This is a genomic window from Marinobacterium sedimentorum, from assembly GCF_024267675.1.
Classification (GTDB): Bacteria; Pseudomonadota; Gammaproteobacteria; order Pseudomonadales; family Balneatricaceae; genus Marinobacterium_A; species Marinobacterium_A sedimentorum.
Genome location: NZ_JALDYX010000030.1, coordinates 42,852 through 61,103, shown reverse-complemented (window position 1 = coordinate 61,103; position 18,252 = coordinate 42,852). Strand labels below are relative to the sequence as shown.

At 60.3% G+C, this 18,252-nt stretch carries 16 protein-coding genes; 8 read left to right on the top strand and 8 right to left on the bottom strand.

The window, feature by feature from the left end; translation table 11 throughout:
- Positions 1-89 precede the first annotated feature (89 nt).
- Positions 90-1,391, bottom strand: a complete 1,302-nt coding sequence (tyrS, locus tag MRS74_RS19270) for a tyrosine--tRNA ligase (RefSeq protein ID WP_306422014.1) — start codon at positions 1,389-1,391, stop codon at positions 90-92.
- A gap of 279 nt (positions 1,392-1,670) precedes the next feature.
- On the opposite strand from tyrS, the gene MRS74_RS19265 reads away from it, so the two are divergent.
- Complete coding sequence (locus MRS74_RS19265; RefSeq protein ID WP_254581905.1) at positions 1,671-3,077, top strand: OapA family protein; 1,407 nt, start codon at positions 1,671-1,673, stop codon at positions 3,075-3,077.
- A 5-nt stretch (positions 3,078-3,082) separates the two neighbouring features.
- A complete protein-coding gene (locus MRS74_RS19260; protein ID WP_254581904.1) occupies positions 3,083-4,192 on the top strand; it encodes an anhydro-N-acetylmuramic acid kinase in 1,110 nt (369 codons plus the stop codon).
- A gap of 196 nt (positions 4,193-4,388) precedes the next feature.
- Here MRS74_RS19260 and erpA read toward each other — a convergent pair whose 3' ends face one another.
- Positions 4,389-4,739, bottom strand: coding sequence for an iron-sulfur cluster insertion protein ErpA (gene erpA / locus MRS74_RS19255; protein WP_254581903.1), 351 nt, complete (start codon positions 4,737-4,739; stop codon positions 4,389-4,391).
- 64 nt (positions 4,740-4,803) lie between these two features.
- Positions 4,804-5,835 (bottom strand): N-acetyl-gamma-glutamyl-phosphate reductase, encoded by a 1,032-nt coding sequence (argC, locus tag MRS74_RS19250; protein ID WP_254581902.1) that lies wholly within the window; start codon positions 5,833-5,835, stop codon positions 4,804-4,806.
- An 81-nt stretch (positions 5,836-5,916) separates the two neighbouring features.
- Between argC and MRS74_RS19245 the strand changes: the two genes are divergently transcribed.
- The 5 genes from MRS74_RS19245 (at position 5,917) to MRS74_RS19225 (ending at position 10,904) form a co-directional block, all read left to right on the top strand.
- The gene (locus tag MRS74_RS19245; RefSeq protein WP_254581901.1) at positions 5,917-7,641 is read left to right on the top strand and encodes a chloride channel protein; all 1,725 of its coding nucleotides are present in this window, start codon (positions 5,917-5,919) and stop codon (positions 7,639-7,641) included.
- Positions 7,642-7,690: 49 nt separating this feature from the next.
- Positions 7,691-8,317 (top strand): thiamine phosphate synthase, encoded by a 627-nt coding sequence (gene thiE, locus MRS74_RS19240; protein ID WP_254581900.1) that lies wholly within the window; start codon positions 7,691-7,693, stop codon positions 8,315-8,317.
- A 31-nt stretch (positions 8,318-8,348) separates the two neighbouring features.
- Positions 8,349-9,629: a glutamate-1-semialdehyde 2,1-aminomutase gene (hemL, locus tag MRS74_RS19235; protein ID WP_254581899.1), complete on the top strand. Its 1,281-nt coding sequence runs from the start codon at positions 8,349-8,351 to the stop codon at positions 9,627-9,629.
- Position 9,630: 1 nt separating this feature from the next.
- Complete coding sequence (locus MRS74_RS19230; protein WP_254581898.1) at positions 9,631-10,236, top strand: hypothetical protein; 606 nt, start codon at positions 9,631-9,633, stop codon at positions 10,234-10,236.
- Positions 10,237-10,424: 188 nt separating this feature from the next.
- Positions 10,425-10,904 (top strand): CBS domain-containing protein, encoded by a 480-nt coding sequence (locus tag MRS74_RS19225; protein WP_254581897.1) that lies wholly within the window; start codon positions 10,425-10,427, stop codon positions 10,902-10,904.
- Positions 10,905-10,959: 55 nt separating this feature from the next.
- On the opposite strand, the gene MRS74_RS19220 is transcribed toward MRS74_RS19225, so the two are convergent.
- Together MRS74_RS19220 and mrcB are read right to left on the bottom strand one after the other, a co-directional pair.
- The gene (locus tag MRS74_RS19220; RefSeq protein WP_254581896.1) at positions 10,960-11,658 is read right to left on the bottom strand and encodes a tetratricopeptide repeat protein; all 699 of its coding nucleotides are present in this window, start codon (positions 11,656-11,658) and stop codon (positions 10,960-10,962) included.
- A gap of 9 nt (positions 11,659-11,667) precedes the next feature.
- Positions 11,668-14,022: a penicillin-binding protein 1B gene (gene mrcB / locus MRS74_RS19215; RefSeq protein ID WP_256558006.1), complete on the bottom strand. Its 2,355-nt coding sequence runs from the start codon at positions 14,020-14,022 to the stop codon at positions 11,668-11,670.
- A 45-nt stretch (positions 14,023-14,067) separates the two neighbouring features.
- On the opposite strand from mrcB, the gene MRS74_RS19210 reads away from it, so the two are divergent.
- On the top strand, positions 14,068-15,597 hold the full coding sequence (locus MRS74_RS19210) for a bifunctional aminoglycoside phosphotransferase/ATP-binding protein (RefSeq protein WP_254581894.1): 1,530 nt from the start codon (positions 14,068-14,070) through the stop codon (positions 15,595-15,597).
- Here the strand turns inward: MRS74_RS19210 and MRS74_RS19205 are convergent.
- The 3 genes from MRS74_RS19205 to MRS74_RS24260 are packed head-to-tail and all read right to left on the bottom strand — an operon-like array spanning position 15,568 to position 18,207.
- The gene (locus MRS74_RS19205; RefSeq protein WP_254581893.1) at positions 15,568-16,350 is read right to left on the bottom strand and encodes a heme ABC transporter ATP-binding protein; all 783 of its coding nucleotides are present in this window, start codon (positions 16,348-16,350) and stop codon (positions 15,568-15,570) included. The genes MRS74_RS19210 and MRS74_RS19205 overlap by 30 nt on opposite strands.
- Positions 16,347-17,336, bottom strand: a complete 990-nt coding sequence (locus tag MRS74_RS19200; protein ID WP_254581892.1) for a FecCD family ABC transporter permease — start codon at positions 17,334-17,336, stop codon at positions 16,347-16,349. Before MRS74_RS19200 ends, MRS74_RS19205 begins: the two co-directional genes overlap by 4 nt.
- 28 nt (positions 17,337-17,364) lie before the next feature.
- A complete protein-coding gene (locus tag MRS74_RS24260; RefSeq protein WP_254581891.1) occupies positions 17,365-18,207 on the bottom strand; it encodes an energy transducer TonB in 843 nt (280 codons plus the stop codon).
- Between the last annotated feature and the right edge of the window lie 45 nt (positions 18,208-18,252).

Genomic DNA, 18,252 nt, shown 5'->3' with positions numbered 1-18,252 from the left:
ACAGAACCAGGAAACCAGGACTGAAAGCCCCATAAAGCAAAAGGCGCCTGAATCATCTAGTTGCGTGTGGCGCGAGCCTTCAGCTTCATTTAGCCATAAACAAACAGGTGGTGCTTTTTCTTGCCCAACTTCACCAGGAAGTACTTCCCGAACAGAGCACGCTCAACATTGAAGACTCCCGGTGCATTAAGGTTGTCATCCATGCCGAACTCTTCGCCATTTACAATCACGGCCTTGCGCTGCAACGCATCCTTTACCTGTTTGCCGGATGCCGCCAAACCCACATCAGCGAAGAGGGTGGTAAGCGGTGTGTCGGCCAGTCCCTCTGGACTGAGTACCGAGGACGGCAAGCCATCGAGACTCAACTGAGCGTAATCGCCCTCGTCAAGGCTAGACAGGTCACCGGAGAACAGCGCCTCGGTAATACGCTGGGCCGCGACATAGCCATCCTCGCCATGCACCAGCGTGGTGACTTCGCGCGCCAGGACCGATTGCCCCACAGGTTTCCCTTCACGCACGGCATCCTGCTGTTCAAGCGCGTCTATATCGGCCACGGACATAAAGGTAAAGAACTTGAGGAAACGGTAGACGTCAGCATCCGGTGTCTGCAGCCAGAACTGGTAAAAGGCATAGGGTGATGTCTTGTTTGCATCCAGCCAGACAGCGCCGCCTTCGGTTTTGCCAAACTTGGTACCGTCGGCCTTGGTGATCAGCGGCAGCGTCAGACCGTGGACATGAGTGCCGTTGACGCGACGCGTCAGGTCGATGCCACCGGTAATGTTGCCCCACTGATCGGAGCCACCAATCTGCAAGCTGCAGCCGTAGGCCTTGTTCAGGTACTGGTAGTCGTAGGATTGCAGAATCTGGTAGGTGAACTCGGTAAAAGATATACCCGAGCCTTCCCGCTCAATGCGCTGGCGCACTGACTCCTTGGCTATCATCTTGTTGACGGTGAAGTGCTTGCCAATATCTCGCAGGAAACTGAGTACATCGATGCTGGCAGTCCAGTCGTAGTTGTTTGCCAGAATGGCGCCGCCTTCGGTGTCGTCGAAGTGGATGAAGCGGCTGATCTGGGACTTGAGGCAGTTGCTCCACTGCTCCACTACATCGGAGGTATTAAGGGAGCGTTCCTGATCCTTGAAGCTCGGGTCACCGATCATGCCGGTTGCACCACCGACCAGCGCTATCGGGCGATGCCCGTAGTCCTGGAAACGCTTGAGCATCAGCAGCGGAACCAGATGACCCAAATGCAAACTGTCCGCGGTGGGATCAAAGCCACAATAAAGCGTGACACTGTTCTCATTCAGATGCTGATCAAGCTCTTCTTCGCTTGTGGTCTGCGCGATCAAACCGCGCGCCTTGAGATCCTGTAACAGTGTCATTTCGCTCATTGCTTTCGAATACCCTGGATTCGGCCGTCTTTAGGGCCGGTATTCTACCTGCCCGCCTGCATCCAAACAAACCGGCACGAACCACTATCAAGGTTTTGTTGTCATAGCCGATATTCTATTTTGGCAATCCATCAAAGTTTGCGGTTAAATAGACCAGCGCTGGATTTTCTGTATATGGGTAGCATTGTGTTGAACATCATTAAAGTTATAGGTAATCGTCTCCCCGCCGTGCATTTGGTCGCGGTTTCTGTTTGCGCCGTCATTATAGGTTTCACCCTGATGCTGGTTCCGTCCGAGGAGGTTTCGGCCACTCGGGGCGACCCCTCCCTGACCAGGAGCAGTCAACAGGAAACCCTGAAACTGGACCTCAATATTGCTAAGGATACGACCGCGACTACACCTGCACCTGCGCCGCAAAACACCGCACCTGTGGCCCCCCCAAAAAGCGCGACAGAGAGCCTGAGTACAGACACGACTGTCTCTGACGAAGTCGTCAACGCGCAGGCACCTGCCACCAGCACCGATATAGCCGAACAATTAAGCTCAAAAGCCGACACAGAAGCACTCCCGGAAGCAGCCCCCAAAGCTGACAACTGGGTAAACTACAAGGTTACCAGCGGCGACAACCTCAGCACCCTGTTCAAGCGCGCCGGTCTTTCGGCCCGTGACGTTTTTGCTGTCAGCGCAGCGACCAAGGATAGCGAGGCCCTGTCGCGCCTTTACCCCGGTGAGTCCCTGTCCTTCCTGATCCAGAATGGCGAACTGAAGAAACTCAAACACCTGATCAATCCACTGAAGCAGGTACTGCTCGAACAGGACGGCGAAAGCTACAGCATCGACGTGATCGAAAAGGAACCCGAGATCGAACACCGTTTTGCCCAGGGCATCATCGAGAACTCACTCTTCCTCGACGGCGAAAAAGCAGGCCTGCCCAGTAACACCATTATGGAAATGGCGGCACTGTTCGGCTGGGATGTGGATTTCGCGCTTGATATCCGCAAAGGCGATAGCTTTCGCGTGATCTATGAAGAGAAACTACTCGATGGCAATGTCATCGGTGTCGGTGACATTGTCGCAGCCGAGTTCACAAACCAGGGCGATACCTTTACATCGCTTCGCTACACCGACTCCAAGGGTAACACCAGCTACTACACGCCCAAGGGCGAGAGCATGCGCAAGGCCTTCCTGCGTACCCCTGTCGATTTTGCCCGCATCAGCTCAAACTTCAACCTGAGCCGCCGCCACCCAGTACTGAACAGGATCCGCGCCCACAAGGGCGTCGACTACGCTGCCAGCACAGGTACACCCATCAAGGCTGCCGGTGATGGCAAGATCATCTACCGGGGCGTGAAAGGCGGTTATGGCAACGTCATCATTCTGCAGCACGGCAATAACATCAACACGCTCTATGCACATATGTCCCGCTTCAAGAAAGGCCTGTCGGTCGGCAGCCGTATCAAGCAGGGTCAGCTGATTGGCTACGTCGGCCAGTCAGGCATGGTCACAGGTCCACACCTGCACTACGAGTTCCAGGTGAATGGCGTTCACAAGAACCCGGTGACGGTAAAGCTGCCCCATGCAGACCCGGTTCCCAAGGCCGAGCGTGCGTCCTTCCTGGCCACCTCTCAGGCATTGATGGCGCAACTTGAGACCTACACCAAAACCCAAGTCGCCAGCGCCGAGTAAGTGCCGTGCGACCGCTCTATATCGGACTCATGTCAGGCACCAGCCTGGATAGTGTTGACGCTGTCGCCTTTGAGTTCGACGCCTCTGGCTGTGAAATGCTGGCCAGCCATAGCGAACCCTTTCCGCTACCGCTGCGCCAGCAAACCCTGGCGCTGATGCATCCGGGTCCTGACGAGATCGAGCGTCTCGGCCGCCTGGATCTCGAACTGGCAGAGTTGTTCGCCGCTGCCGCCAACAACCTGATTGACCACCATCAGCTCGACAGACAGCGCATTCGCGCCATCGGCAGCCACGGCCAAACGGTGCGTCATCGCCCCGAGGCCGGTTTTACACTGCAGATTGGCGATCCGAACCTGATTGCAGAGCGCACGGGGCTTTGTGTTGTTGCGGACTTCAGGCGCCGGGACATGGCGGCAGGTGGCCAGGGCGCCCCGCTTGTGCCCGCATTTCATGATGCCTTGTTTCGCGCACCCGGCACTCATCGCGTGATTGTGAATATCGGTGGCATGGCGAACATCACCCTGCTGCCTGGCAACACCGAGCAACCGGCCATCGGCTACGACACAGGCCCAGGCAATGTATTGCTCGACTACTGGATTCATTGCCACCAGGCCCTGAGCTACGACCGCGATGGTGCCTGGGCGGCCACCGGCACGGTTGTGCCTGAGCTGCTGCAACAGTTGCTGCAACTGCCCTTTTTCAGCGCTCCTGCTCCCAAGAGCACCGGGCGCGAACAGTTTAATCCCGACTGGCTACTGCAACGCCTTGCGGAAACCGGCTTTGACAGGCTGGCGCCGGAGAATATTCAGGCCACCTTGCTGGAACTGACTGCGGTCACTATCAGCAACGAAATCAAGCAAGTAGCGAGCACTGGCTGCGAAGTCTTTCTCTGTGGCGGCGGCAGCCATAACAGCCTGCTGAGGAAACGCCTGCGAACACTGCTTAAACCTTATACCCTGGCCACCACCGCGGCTCTCGGTCTGGCTCCAGACTGGGTCGAGGCCTGTGCCTTTGCCTGGCTGGCTGGCTGCAGACTCGATAGCCTTGCCGGTAACATGCCCAGCGTAACGGGCGCCCGGGGTGAGCGCATTCTCGGCGGGATCTATCCACCCTGAACACCGCTCTGCTTGAACTCCCCCTGACCTATCTCGCCTGAATACAGCCATTCTGGCGACACAGTCACCTGATTAAAAACGAACAGACATCAAAACACACCCAATTCAGAACTCGGGTGCGGCTATCAGGTGGTTGGGTTTGAACAGGTACTAGCACGTAAAGAAAACGGACAGCGAGCGCTGTCCGTCTTGCAGATCAGATCGAGAAAGACGATCCACAGCCACAGGTCGTGGCAGCATTGGGGTTGTTAATAACGAACTGGGATCCCTGCAGGCTGACCTTGTAGTCAACCTCGGCGCCCGCCAGGTACTGATAGCTCATGGCGTCGACGACCATCATGACCCCGTCGTTATCCACGGCGGTATCGTCTTCAGCTACCGCTTCATCAAAGGTGAAACCATAGGAAAAGCCGGAACAACCTCCTCCAGTGATGTAAACCCGGAGCTTGAGATTGGTGTTTTCTTCCTCCTCTATCAGGCTTCTCACCTTCGCAGCCGCCGCGTCTGTGAAGACCATCGGGGAGCTCTGCTCAAAGGACTCAGTCATACCTACTCCAACTATACGTCAATCAGGCCACTATTCTTTCTTACCCAACTAAAGTAGTCAAGTATTATGGCATCAGACCAACCTGGTTGAGCCCGGCGCGCTCATCCAGCCCGAACATGATGTTCATGTTCTGCACCGCCTGCCCGGCAGCCCCCTTGACCAGGTTGTCAATCACCGAGAGCACCACCACGGTGTCATCGTCCTGCGGACGGAAAACACTGATACGGCAGACGTTGGCACCTTTCACGCTTCGGGTTTCGGGGTGGCTGCCCGCCGGCATCACATCGACAAAGGGCTCATCGGCATAACGGGATTCGAACAGCGCCTGGAGGCCATCGTTCGGATCCTTAAGTACAGAGTACAGGGTAGCGTGGATGCCGCGGATCATCGGCGTCAGATGCGGTACGAAGGTCAACCCCACCGGGCGACCGGCCGCAGCGCTCAGGCCCTGCTTGATTTCCGGCAGGTGCCGATGCCCAGCCACACCGTACGCCTTCATGCTCTCGCTGGTTTCGCACAGGAGCGCACCCACACTGGCACCACGCCCGGCACCACTGACGCCGGATTTGCAATCGGCCACCAGCCTGCGCGTATCCACCAAACCGTTCTCGATCAGCGGCAAAAAGCCCAGCTGCGCCGCAGTCGGATAACAACCAGGACAGGCGATCATCTGCGCCGTGCGAATCTGCTCGCGGTTCATTTCGGGCAGGCCATACACAGCCTGTTCCACCAGCGCCGCCGCCGTGTGCTCCATGCCGTACCAGCGCGACCACAGGTCAAGATCCTTGATTCGGAAGTCCGCGCCCAGATCGATGACGCGCACGCCGCGCTCCACCAGCTCAGGCGCCATGCGCATGGCCACGCCATGGGGCGTTGCGAAGAACACAAGATCGCACGTCGCCAGACGATCAACATCCGGCACCGTAAAGGCGAGGTCATAATGCCCCCGCAGGTTCGGGAACATGTCCGCCACCCTGATGCCGTCTTCGGAGCGGGAGGTGATCACATCGACTTTCACATCGGGATGATTCGCCAGAATCCGCAACAGCTCTACACCGGTATAGCCAGTGCCGCCTACGATACCTACCTTAATCACATCCACCTCTCTTGAGAGTCGAAAACTGTTACCCTTAATCATACAAAGCACTCAGCCTAAAAACTATCGGAACACTGCCCATTGATACGCAAGGACCTCTTATCGCTGGAGCATTTCCGCGATCGACTGGCTCATATCGACTCGCTACCGCAGATGCTGCTGCTGGGCGTCCTCTCCGGACTCTTCGCGGGACTCATCATTATGGCATTTCGCCTGCTTGTCGAGATTCCGCTAAGTTTCTCGCTGCCGGGGCACAATCCGGAAAACTTCGAAGACCTGCCTGCATGGCTGCATTTTCTGCTGCCTGTCGCCGGCAGTCTGGTGCTGATACTGCTGTTCTGGCGCCTGGCACCGGCGCATCGCAAGGTGGGCGTCGTGCATGTGCTAGAGCGCCTGGGCTACCATCAGGGGCAACTGCCGGCGTCCAACCTTCTAGTCCAGTTTGCTAGCGCGACTGTCGCGCTGCTCAGTGGGCACTCGGTAGGGCGCGAGGGGCCCGCCATTCATCTGGGTGCGGGCGGCGCCAGCCTGATTGGCCAGTGGCTGCGCCTGCCCAACAACTCCATGCGCCTATTGATCGGCTGCGGCACCGCGGCGGGTATCTCCGCCGCCTTCAATACACCGCTGGCAGGCGTGGTGTTCGCCATGGAAGTGGTGCTGCTGGAGTATACCGTACTGGGATTCACCCCCATCATGGTGGCGGCCGTCACGGCGGATCTGGTGATCCGCGCCAGTATCGGCTCGACACCGCTGTTTAGCGTCCCCCAGTTCAGTATTGACGATCTGAGTGAAATTCCGCTGGTCATGCTGCTGGGACTCATGATTGGCCTGCTGGCCGGTGGTTTCAACCGCATCATGCTGTACACAACAAGATTCAGTGCCACTGCTCTGCATTGGCGGCTATTGCTGGCGGGCGTCCTGACCGGCTGCGTTGCTTTGCTGTATCCGCAGATCATGGGCGTGGGCTATGACACAGTCAGTGAGACGCTGCTGGGCCAGCAGCCGCTGCTCTGGCTGGCGGGCCTGCTGCTGGCCAAGTGGCTGCTGACGCCGATCATACTGGGCCTTGGCATCCCCGGCGGGCTCATAGGACCCACCTTTTTTATCGGCGCCCTGGCCGGCGCCCTGATCGGCTCACTGGCCCAGCTATTCAACGACCAGATGCTGTCCCAGGTCGGCCTCTACGCCATGATCGGCATGGGCGCCATGATGGGTGCCGTGCTCAATGCACCGCTTGCCGCCCTGATCGCCTTACTGGAGCTGACCGGCAATCCCCACATCATTCTGCCCGCCATGCTCGCCATCGTTATCAGCAACCTCACGGTGCGGCATCTGTTCAAGCTGCCATCTATTTTTCAGTCGCTGCTGCGTGCCCAGGGTCTCGACCAAACTCAGTCCCCCCTGGCCCAGGCGCTGTCCCGGGCCGCCGTCGGCAGTCTCATGCAACGGAATTTCCTGCAGGCGGGTACTCGAGAATCCAAGGCCCGCGCGGCTTTTCTGTCGGAGCAAAGCTCGGACTGGATACTGATCAGTGACTCGGCCCTGCGCGCACTGCTGCCGCGCTCGGAGCTGATGCTCTGGCTACAGCAGACAGACACCGACGCTGACATAGACCTGCTGGAGCTGCCGGCGCATCGCCGCGACCCGGTGCTGATCAGCTTTCGCGCCACGCTCCAGGAAGCCGCCGATTGCATGCAGCAGCGCCAAACCGATATTCTCTGCGTCAGCAGTAATCGCGGCGACATTATCGGCGTTCTGACCCGTGCCCAGATAGAAGCCTACTATCTGCACCATCAGTCGCTCTGAGTCCGCCTGCCCACTATTTGCTGATACACCAACAAACCACGGAAACGCCATGACCGCCTACTCGCTCCACGGCCTTTACGCCATCACCGACAGCAGCCTGATGCCCGACGATCAGACCCTGCTCAGCCAGGTTCGGACGGCGCTGGAGGGCGGCGCCAGCATCGTGCAGTACCGCGACAAGAGCGATGACAGCGTGAAACGCCTGCGTCAGGCCACCCTGCTGCGTGAACTCTGTGACGAATTCGAACGTCCGCTGCTGATCAACGACGACCTGGCGCTGGCGATTGCCTGCAAGGCCCAGGGCGTACATCTGGGCCAAACCGACGGTTCAGTGGCCGCCGCCCGCGCACAGCTCGGACCCGACGCCATTATAGGCGTGACCTGCCACGACTCACTGGCGCTGGCGCTGGAAGCCCGTGCCGAAGGAGCCGACTACGTTGCCTTCGGCGCTTTTTTCGCGTCCAGCACCAAGCCCGACGCCCGTCCCGCCCCGCTGTCGCTGCTGCCACAGGCCGCCCGTGACCTTGGTCTGCCCGTGGTGGCGATTGGCGGCATTAGTATGGATAATGCCCGCCAGGTAATTGAAGCCGGCGCCAGCATGGTGGCCGTTATTCACGCGCTGTTTGCCGCAGCCGACATTCGGCGCCAGGCACAGCTGTTCAGCCAACAGTTCTGATTGACCATTTTAGAGTGAGGGAGTTACGCCTATGTCCCGTTCCGAAGCCCTGTTCCAGGCCGCCCAGCAGCATATCCCCGGTGGCGTAAACTCGCCGGTTCGCGCGTTCAAGGGCGTCGGCGGCACCCCGCTGTTTTTCAAGCACGCCTCCGGCGCCTATCTGTTCGACGAGGATGACCAGCGCTACGTCGACTACGTGGGCTCCTGGGGACCGATGATTCTGGGCCACCGCGCCCCGGCCGTGATCGATGCCATCCGCGCGGCGCTGGATCACGGCACCGGCTTTGGCGCCCCCACGGCGATCGAGATCGACATGGCCGACAAGGTCTGCGCGCTGATGCCGTCCGTCGAGATGGTGCGCATGGTCAGCTCCGGTACCGAAGCGACCATGAGCGCAATTCGTCTCGCCCGCGGCTACACCGGGCGGGACAAGATCGTCAAGTTCGAGGGCTGCTACCACGGTCACTCCGACTCCCTGCTGGTCAAGGCCGGCTCCGGCGCCCTGACTCTGGGTGAGCCCAACTCCCCGGGTGTCCCCGCCGCCCTGGCTGAACACACCATCACGCTGAATTACAACGACATCGACAGCGTGCGCGAAGCCTTCGCGGCCGTGGGTGACCAGGTCGCCTGCATCATCGTCGAGCCGGTAGCCGGCAACATGAACTGCATTGCGCCGCTGCCGGGCTTCCTCGAAGGCCTGCGCGAGGTCTGCGACCAGCACGGCAGCGTGCTGATATTCGATGAGGTCATGACCGGTTTTCGCGTCGCTCTCGGCGGCGCTCAGGCGCATTTCGGCGTCAAGCCCGATCTCACCACCCTGGGCAAGGTCATAGGTGGCGGCCTGCCGGTCGGCGCCTTCGGCGGCAAGCGCGAAATCATGCACCATATAGCACCGCTGGGGCCGGTCTATCAGGCCGGCACCCTGTCAGGCAACCCGCTCGCCATGGCCGCCGGTCTTGCGATGCTTAATGCAATCTCGGTACCGGGTTTCCATGAGCAGCTCAGCGCCAAGACCGAGCTGCTCACCGAAGGTCTGGAGGCTGTCGCCCTGGGGCACCGCGTTCCCTTCACCACCAGCCGTGTCGGGGGCATGTTCGGCCTGTTCTTTACCGAGCAGGCAGAAGTCACCAGCTTCGCCCAGACCATGCAGTGCGACGCCGCCAAATTTGGCCGCTTCTTCCACGGCATGCTGGCCGAAGGCGTGTATCTGGCTCCCTCGGCGTTTGAAGCCGGTTTTATGTCGGCCGCGCACACCCAGCAGGATATTGAATTCACACTGGCCGCCGCCGACCGTGTCTTTGCCAGCCTCTGAGATGAGCAGTCTGTTCGCCAACCTGGCCTTGTTGCTCGGCGGCTTCGCTGTTGCCGCCCTGCTGTATCGCCAGTCGCAGTCGCTGGCCCAGCGCAGCCTGCATTACATGTTCGCACTCGGTGCCCTGTCGCTGGCACTGGCGGCGCTGGGTCGGCTCGTTCTGACGCGCTCAGGCTCGGAACAACAGACCCTGCAGCTGATGCTGGATAACCTGGCGTACTACGCGGGCCTGCCCATGATCGCCAGCGTCGCCATAGCCCACGGCTGGAACAAGCAGTGGTCACGCGCCGCCTGGGGGCGCTGGCTGCTGGGACTGTTTGCGCTGTTCGAGCTGGTGCGCCGCTCGGATACAGGAGTGCTTTACAGTCAGGGCCTGGCGCTGCTGACCTGCCTGGCGTTGCTGGCGGGCGTGCTCAAGGGCTACCAGGGGGCCACGCGACTGTTCGGCCTCGCCGGTACGCTGCTGCTCTCCATAGGTCTGCTGGCATTTGGGCCTGCCCCCCTGGCGGCGGGCTTTCAGCAGGATGCGCTCTACCGCCTTGCACTGGCAGGCTTCATCATTCTGTGCGGTTACAGCTTCAGTCGCACACCTCAGGCAGCGGCCTGAGGCCGCAACGGCACCTCATCTTCTAGCCCTCTTGGCTTCTCGCCTTTTCGATAAGAAACGCTGCCCGGCTCTGACCGGGCTCGCGCCTGCCCAGCGAAGACTCTTCCCCAGACTCGACTAAACTGCCAGCAGATCAAGCATCCACCGTCAGGGCAAAAAACAGAAAAAGCCTAAAGGAATCGCGCACTATGCATACGCCAGATAGGGTAACCGTTGCCGCAGTGATGTCCAGCGATGTACTCAAAGTGTCAGAGCACTGGTCACTGCACAGCCTGATCGAATTTTTCAACACTCACCGCATCAGCGGCGCGCCTGTCACCGATAGCCACGGCAATCTGAAAGGTGTGGTCAGCCTCACGGACATCCTGCGCTTTGACAGCAGTGCGCAGCACTCCATCGAGGAAAATCCCCTGACGCAGTATTACTACAGCGGGCTGGAAGGCATGACGCCGGAACAGCTGGGGCTGGCAGGTGGTGACCAGCACGGGCAGCATCTGGTGTGTGAAATCATGACGCCCCATATCATCGCGCTGGATCAGCACGCATCACTCGATGAGGCCATAGACATGATGTGCAGCAACCGCATACACCGGGTGTTCGTCACCCGGGATGGCGAACTGGCAGGAGTGGTATCAACGCTGGATATCCTGAGCCACCTGCGCCGCTGAGATCCTGCGGCACAGGTAACATAACGGATAATGATCGACTGGGAATGATGGGCTCTTAGTAGCGCCTGGCCTGCTCCAGCGCATCGCGCGCGCCGCTCAGGTTCCCCGTATCCTTGCGCACTGACGCGATCAGTAACCAGAGTTTGCGCAGTGATTCGGGCTGGCCACCTGCCAAAGCGACACCGCGAAGGGCCAGCTGCTCGGCTTCGCTGTACTTCTGCATCTGGCGCTGTATGTCTGCCAGCTGGTAATACACCTGCGGATCACGCGGCGCTATGCGCTGGGCACGCTCCAGGCTAGTCTGGGCCGCGGCCAGCGAGCCTGCTCCCTGTTGCTGACGGGCACTGTCGAGCAGCGCAACCACCGCCGCGTTGGCCGCTGCAGGCGCTTCGCTGTTACCCTGAGAGCTGCCTTGCCCGCTGCCGTACTGGCGATTGCCCTGCTGATAATTATCCTGCAACTGGCCCTGGAGCTGCTGAGGGCTCGAATAATCAGACCCACGGTCATTGCTGTCCGATGGATACAGCGGCTGCACCGAGAAACCGCTGTCGCTGCCAAGACGCTGCTGGCGCACGACCGGCTCGTCGTATATCGGCGTCACCCGCACACCGGTGTCCTGCTCCACCGGCGCCGCCTGGGGCGCACGGCTCAGCGGTGCCGAGCGATCCTCAACCGGCGGCAGGTAGATGCCTGGGCCGGCGCAACCTGCCAGTAGCAGGGCGGCGGCGAGCGACAGTAGTCTGTAACGATACATAGTCATTTCCTATCTAAACCAGTTTCTGAACCACTCGAGAGATTCTCCGACCGGATCATTAAAGCCACAGCTTACCGCCTGCTGCGGCGCCGTGCCGTAAAGGAACGGCAGTTGTCGCGAGCCTTCGCAACGCTGATCCGAACGCAGCCCCGTCGCTTCATCTATCCAGACATACTCGATGCCATCCGGCATCCGTGCCAGATAGGGCTGCGGCTGCTCCCGGCGCATGAAGTCCGTCCATACCTGGAGGGCACCGCTGGAACCGGTCAACGGCAGCTGCGAGTTGTCATCCCTGCCCAGCCAGACCACCGCCAGGCGGTTGCCGGTAAAGCCGGCAAACCAGCTGTCACGCTGATCGTTGGATGTGCCCGTTTTACCTGCTACGTTCAGGTTCGCCGGCAGCTGCTGATACACCGACCGTGCCGTACCCTCGCGGGCCACTTCCTGCATGGCGTACTGAATAAGGTGGATCAACTCCACCGGCACCGTCTGACGCACCTGGAACGGATAGCGTGAAAGCTCCTGACCCTGTGCATCCGTCACCATGCGAATCGCCCTTAGCGGCGTCAGGAAGCCATTGGCGGCAATGGTCTGATACATGCCTGCCACTTCAAACGGCGACATGCCCTGGCCACCCAGCAGCAATGACGGATAGGCCTTAAGATCACGTTCAACGCCCAGACGATGCAGCATGTCCACTACCCGTTCGACACCTATATCCATGCCAAGTTTGGCGGTGGCAAGATTGTACGACAACGCCAGTGCCCGGTGCAGGGGCACCAGTCCGTGGGCTTTTTTGTCGAAGTTGTTCGGTTCCCACAGATCACCATTGGGCAGTTTAACCCGCAGCGCCTTGTCTTCCAGGGTGCTGGCCAGGGTGTAACCCTGCTCCAGCGCTGCCAGATAGACCGCCGGTTTGACCAGCGAGCCGATGGGGCGTACCGCATCCAGCGCGCGGTTAAAGCCCTGAAAACGGGTATCACGGCCACCCACCAGCGCCAGCGCATCGCCGGTCTGCGGATCGGTCACCACCATGCTGCCTTCGAGGCCATCCACCTTCTTGCCATAGCGTTTTTCCAGCTTGGCCATGGTCGCCACCAGCGCCTCTTCGGCGCGACCCTGCACGACCGGGTCCATGCTGGTGAACACCCTCAGCCCCTCGGAGCTCAAGTCTTCATCGCGATAGTCTTCACGCAGCTGGCGTTTTACCAGATCCAGATAGGCGGGGTAGGCGCCCTTGTGCAGGTTCTTTTCCTTCACCACATCCAGATCTTCAGCCTGCGCCTGGGCCAGCTGCTGCGCGCTGATGACATTACGCTCTGCCAGCACCGACAGCACCAGATCGCGACGTTCCTTCGCCCGTTGCGGGTTGCGGCGCGGATCATAGAAGGAAGGTCCTTTTACCAAGCCCGCCAGCAGCGCCACCTGATGCAACTGCAACTCCTGCAGCGGACGACCAAAGTAATACTGGCTGGCCAGCCCGAAACCGTGCACCGCACGGGCGCCGGACTGTCCCAGATAGACTTCGTTGAGGTAGGCTTCGAGAATCTCGTCCTTGCCGTAATGCAGTTCCAGCAACACCGCCATGGGAATTTCGGTGAGCTTGCGCAGCAGCGTGCGATCCGCCGTGAGATAGAAGTTCTTGATCAGCTGCTGGGTCAGGGTACTGCCGCCCTGGACGAAACGCCCGGCCTGGAAGTTGACCCACATCGCCCGGGCAATACCCTTGAACGAGATACCGTGGTGATCGTAAAAGCTGCGATCCTCGATGCCGATCAGTGCCTCGGCCAGGTAGGGCGGAGCATCCTGCAGCCGGATCAGATCGCGGTCTTCATTGCTGTTGGGATAAATGCCGCCCACCAGCAAGGGTTCCAGCCGTGCCAGCGGCAGAGTGCGACCTTCTTCGTCGCGAATGCGACTCAGGTTATCCCCGCTGAAGTCCAGCAACAGCTGTCGCGAAGGCTCGTAGCCGTCGGGGAAGGTAAAGCCGCGGGTATGCACCCGGGCGCGGGTGCTGGCCCATTCGGCCAGACCTGGCGCACTGGCGCTGCGCACAAAGCGGTAGCCCAGACTGTTCAGTTCCGCCTTGAGATCGTTCATCGCCAGAGGCTGTCCGGGATACAATTCCAGCGGACGAGCGTATACCTTGGCTGGTAATGCCCAGCGTTTACCTTCAAACTTGCTGCGCACCTGCATGTCCAGATAGGCCATGCCGATGGCAACAAAGACACTTATCACGAGTGTCAGTTTGAAAAGGAATTTGAACAGGGAAGGCCAAAAACGTCCCCGTGGACGCTTGCGAACAGGCTTGCGCCTGGCATCGGAACGGGAGGGTTTAGCAGCGGAGGCTCTCTTTTTTGTCATCGGCTCAGTATAATTCCTTACCTAATTGCGCGATACCGGGATTCTATGTTTCCTGAATTTATTCAATCACTTTGTGATCCTGCGGCCTACCCGCATCCGACAAAGGACATTCGCGTCATCGAGACGCACATCTCCTGGCTTCTGCTCACCGGCGACTACGCCTACAAGGTGAAGAAGCCGGTCGACTTTGGTTTTCTCGATTTCACCAGCCTGCAGAAAAGACAGCATTTCTGCGAGGAAGAGCTGCGTCTGAATCGACGCCAGGCACCGGACCTCTATCTGGAGGTTGTCGCCATCACAGGTACGCCGCAGCAGCCCAGTATCAACGGCGAAGATGACGCTTTCGAATACGCCGTGCGCATGCATCAGTTCGATACCAACCTGCGGCTCGATCTGCTGCTGCAGCAAAAACGCTTCGAACCCGACTGGATCGATGCCCTGGCCACCCAGATTGCCCACTTCCACTCATCGGTACCTATGGTGGCCTCCGACAGCCCCTGGGGCGAGCCGGAAAATATCTGGGAGCTGGTTTCGGACAACTTCCTGCACCTGCGTGATGTGCTGGAAGATCCCGCCGACTGGTCCGCGGTACAGAAGCTGTCGCAGCAGACATCGCAGCAGTTCCGCGAGCTAACCGACGTCCTGCGCCGGCGCAAGGCCGAAGGCCATGTCTGTGAATGCCACGGCGACCTGCATCTGGCCAACATTACGCTGTACGGCAACGAACTGCGGCTCTTCGACTGTATCGAATTCAATCTGCAGTTCCGCTGGATCGACACCATTTGCGACCTGGCTTTCCTGCTGATGGATCTGGAAGCCAATGGCCAGTTCCGCTGGGCCCACCGCCTGCTGAACCGCTACCTGGAGCTCACCGGCGACTACAAGAGCCTCAAGCTGCTCAACTTCTACAAGGCCTACCGCGCCATGGTGCGGGCCAAGGTGGCGATGCTGGGCGAACATCCGGACCTCGAAACCTTCCGCCGCTACCTCAAGCTGGCGCAGCACTATGCGCGTACTCCAAAGCCTGCACTGCTGCTGATGCACGGGCTGTCCGGCAGCGGCAAGAGCTATATCAGCGGCCAGCTGGTGGAGCGCATTGATGCCATCCGCATCCGCTCCGATATCGAGCGCAAGCGCCTGTATCGCGAGCTCAGCCTCAAGGGCGGCAAGCTCGACCTGTACGGTCAGGAAATGAACCTTCGCACCTACCACCAGCTGTTCGATACCACGCGCGAAATGCTGCGCGCCGGCTATTCGGTGGTGGTCGATGCCACTTTCATCCGTCAGCGCCCACGCATCAGTTACGCTGAACTGGCCGCATCGCTGGATATACCCTTCCGTATTATCAGCTGTCATTGTGAACAGAAGCTGATCGAAGCCCGTCTCAAGCGAAGAAAAGCCAAAGGAGTGGATGCATCCGATGCCGATGTGAGCGTCATGCACCAGCAAAAGAAGATGCAGCACCCACTGCAGGACGACGAACTGGAACGTACCGTGGCCGTCTATACCGACGATGACGAAGCCCTGTTTCGGCTCACCGACCGACTAAGACAGGACGGTGTCATCGGCGAGTGACGAACTGAAGCGTGGCACACCCTCTACCAGAGCGACCTCGACACGGACGTCGAAGAGCGTGCTCAGACAGGACGGCGTCATGGTATCCAGCATGGCTCCCTGCGCCAGCACCTGGCCCTGTTTGAGCAGCAGCACCCGGTCGGCATAGCGCGCCGCCAGCGCCAGATCATGCAGAATCACCAGCACCGCCGCCCCGGCATCCGCCAAAATCCGCAACTGGCGCAGGCACAGATGCTGATGCCTCAAATCCATTGCGCTGACCGGTTCATCCAGCAACAGCACCGCCGTTTCTTCACCGCACTGCGCCAGCACACGTGCCAGCTGTACCCGCTGTTGCTCACCACCGGACAGGCTCAGATAGTTGCGCGGTGCCAGCGCCTGTAATTCCAGCCGTTGCAGCCCATGGTGGCAGTGCGCCCGCTCTTCGGCCCGCCCCAACCCCAGTGGATAGGCGCCCAGCAACACTACTTCCTCAACATTAAAGGCAAAATCCAGCGGCTGATCCTGGGTCATGACCGCGAGCCTGCGGGCACGCTCGAGTGCAGCGATCGAAAGCAGCGGTTGGTTGCCCAGCCACACGCTGCCTGCATCCGGTCGCTCCAGCCCCGCCAGCACATGCAGCAATGTCGACTTGCCCGCGCCATTGGGCCCCAGCACAACCGTCAGTGAACCCGCCGCCAGGGTGACATCGACCGCGTCCAGCAGGAGTCGCCCACTACGCCGCACGGTCAAGGCACTGGCCTGCAGTGTCATGCGCGCCCCCGTTGCCGATACAGAATCATGAACAGGAAGAAAGGCCCGCCAATCAGTGCCGTGACTATGCCAATGGGCAGCTCGGCCGGGCTGACCAGCAGCCGCGCCAGAATATCGGCCAGCGTCAGCAACAGTGCGCCGAGCAGCGCCGATAGCGGCAGCAAGGCGCGATTATCCGGCCCGCACAGCAACCGCACCAGATGCGGCACCACCAGGCCGATAAAGCCAATCAGACCGCCGAGGGACACCACAGTGCCGACGCCCAGTGCCACCAGCAACACCAGCCGGCGACGCAGGCGTGACGTGACAACGCCGAGCAAACGGGCCTGAGATTCCCCCAGCAGCAGCAGATTGAGTTGCTGCCCCTCGCGCAGTAACAGCAGCAACACAGGCCCGCCGATAACCAGCAGCAACAGGGCACTGCTCCAGTCAGTGCTGTGCAGGTTCCCCAGCAGCCAGAAGGTCACCTGACGCAACGAGAGTTCGTCACTGAAATACTTCATGACACCAATGGCCGCCGCCGCAATGCTGTTCAGCGCAATCCCCGCCAGCAGCATGGTGGTCACCGAGACACCCCGTGGCGTGCGCGCTATGTGCAATACCAGTGCCGTCACCAGCAGGCCGCCAGCGAATGCCGCCAAAGGCACCAGCACAGGGCCAAAGGGGCCCAGCAGCCAGGCACCGCCGAAGACCAGCACCGCCACCGCCGCCAGCGCAGCACCTGCACTGATGCCAATGAGACCGGGGTCCGCCAGTGAGTTACGAAACAGCGCCTGAATGGACGCGCCTGTAATGGCAAGAATGGCGCCTGCCGCCAGCGACATCACCAATCGCGGCAGCCGCAGCTCAAACAGAATCAGCCAGTCCCGCGAGCCCGGCTGCAACAGGGCGTCGGACGACAGCGAGACAGGGCCTACCCAGAGGGAAGTCAGTACCACGGGCAACAACAGCAGCCATAACAGCAGACCCAGCCGGCGCGCGGACATGCATATGCTCGATATCATTGAGTCAGGGTCACTGGTCCAGCCGAAATTGAACCGGGATTCTCACATAGGAGGTCACCGCGACGCCATTGATTCGTGCCGGCAGCAGGTGCCAGCGCGAGCCTGCTGCCTGTGCGGCCCGGTCCAGTAGTGGATAACCGGACGACTGCAGCACCTGCGCCGCCGTTACGCGCCCCTGGGTATCGAGATCCAATCGCAGCAGCACCTCCCCCTCCTGGTCGCGACGTCGTGCCAGCGGCGGATACTCCGGCGGCCGGGGCGGGCTACGCCAGGCGGCCTGTTGCTGCTCGATTGGTCCATCGGCCTGCTGCACGCCTGCCTGCGCTGCCGCCACAACGGACGCCGAAGCAGCAGCGGCCGCACCAGCATCAGCCACCATTGAATCTGCTATCGGTGCAGGCACAGGATCGGGAAACGGATCCGGCTCGGGCTCAGGCTCGGCCTGGCGTTCGGGATCGGGTGGCTGTGGCTGTGGCTGTGGCTGTGGCTGTGGCTGTGGCTGTGGCTGTGGCTGTGCAGTATTTTTGACAGGGGCCGCGGGGCTGGCAAGTCGTTCAGACGCTCTGGCAGGCGGGGGTTCCGGCTCTGCCTTTGGCGCTGGTTGCGGCAGATGTTCAGGCACGGGGGCCGCCGCCGTTTCCCGCACGACAGGCACAACAGAAGCGTCCGGGGCTGGCGCCGCCATCTGTATATGAATATGCGACTCCCCGGCAGTGCGACCCGCAGTTGCAGCCGCACTGAGGCCGCCACCCGACGCCAGCCAGGATGCGGCCAGCACCAGGTGCACGCCGCCCGATAGCAACAGCATCAGCAGCAAGGGACGCAGGGTTTTGCGGGTTATAGGGCCTTGCACGCAGGTTCCGGCTCTCTTAGCATTCGTGGACACGCATTATAGAGG

Excerpts from the sequence above, each read along its gene's own strand:
- tyrS (WP_306422014.1), bottom strand. The coding sequence starts at position 1,391 with ATGAGCGAAATGACACTGTTACAGGATCTCAAGGCGCGCGGTTTGATC.
- MRS74_RS19265 (WP_254581905.1), top strand. The coding sequence starts at position 1,671 with ATGCTGGTTCCGTCCGAGGAGGTTTCGGCCACTCGGGGCGACCCCTCC.
- erpA (WP_254581903.1), bottom strand. The coding sequence starts at position 4,739 with ATGACTGAGTCCTTTGAGCAGAGCTCCCCGATGGTCTTCACAGACGCG.
- thiE (WP_254581900.1), top strand. The coding sequence starts at position 7,691 with ATGACCGCCTACTCGCTCCACGGCCTTTACGCCATCACCGACAGCAGC.
- hemL (WP_254581899.1), top strand. The coding sequence starts at position 8,349 with ATGTCCCGTTCCGAAGCCCTGTTCCAGGCCGCCCAGCAGCATATCCCC.
- MRS74_RS19230 (WP_254581898.1), top strand. The coding sequence starts at position 9,631 with ATGAGCAGTCTGTTCGCCAACCTGGCCTTGTTGCTCGGCGGCTTCGCT.
- MRS74_RS19225 (WP_254581897.1), top strand. The coding sequence starts at position 10,425 with ATGCATACGCCAGATAGGGTAACCGTTGCCGCAGTGATGTCCAGCGAT.
- MRS74_RS19220 (WP_254581896.1), bottom strand. The coding sequence starts at position 11,658 with ATGTATCGTTACAGACTACTGTCGCTCGCCGCCGCCCTGCTACTGGCA.
- mrcB (WP_256558006.1), bottom strand. The coding sequence starts at position 14,022 with ATGACAAAAAAGAGAGCCTCCGCTGCTAAACCCTCCCGTTCCGATGCC.
- MRS74_RS19210 (WP_254581894.1), top strand. The coding sequence starts at position 14,068 with ATGTTTCCTGAATTTATTCAATCACTTTGTGATCCTGCGGCCTACCCG.
- MRS74_RS19205 (WP_254581893.1), bottom strand. The coding sequence starts at position 16,350 with ATGACACTGCAGGCCAGTGCCTTGACCGTGCGGCGTAGTGGGCGACTC.
- MRS74_RS19200 (WP_254581892.1), bottom strand. The coding sequence starts at position 17,336 with ATGTCCGCGCGCCGGCTGGGTCTGCTGTTATGGCTGCTGTTGTTGCCC.